The sequence below is a fragment of the Streptococcus sp. genome (assembly GCF_019414905.1).
In the GTDB taxonomy this organism is placed as follows: Bacteria; Bacillota; Bacilli; order Lactobacillales; family Streptococcaceae; genus Streptococcus.
Window position 1 is genome coordinate 3,973 of sequence record NZ_DXLC01000229.1, and the last position, 405, is coordinate 4,377.

Genomic DNA, 405 nt, shown 5'->3' on the forward strand with positions numbered 1-405 from the left:
GGAAAACTCTATATCAGACAAGCCTGATGTAGAGTTTTTTCTTGCTAGTTTTAGGATTTTCTTGTAAAATAGAAAAAGTGAAGAGAGGTATGAAATGAGCAAGAAAGATAAAAAAATTGAAATTCAAGTAGCAGATGCCAAGGTTAATGTAGGAAAAGACAGTTTTGAAGGTTATACCTTGACCATTGGTAAAAAAGTTATCGGAGAAATTGCCGAATTAGACGGACAATTTGCCATCATAAAGAATGGGAATGTCGATAGTTTTTATAAAAAATTGGAAAAAGCTGTGGAAATTTTGATTGAAAATTATAATTTAGCAAAATAAGTCTTGTTTTTTTGAAATTTTCATGATATAATAGTCCATGTTGATTGTAGGAGAGATAGCGAAGAGACTAAACGCGGCGG

The 405-nt window shown here is 31.9% G+C and carries 1 protein-coding gene; it reads left to right on the forward strand.

Annotation, left to right across the window (positions count from 1 at the left end; translation table 11 throughout):
- Window positions 1-94 precede the first annotated feature (94 nt).
- Window positions 95-325 carry a DUF2969 domain-containing protein gene (locus tag QZ359_RS07065; RefSeq protein ID WP_000037113.1) on the forward strand — a complete coding sequence of 77 codons (231 nt, stop codon included), beginning with the start codon at window positions 95-97 and terminating at the stop codon, window positions 323-325.
- The last annotated feature ends 80 nt before the right edge of the window (window positions 326-405 follow it).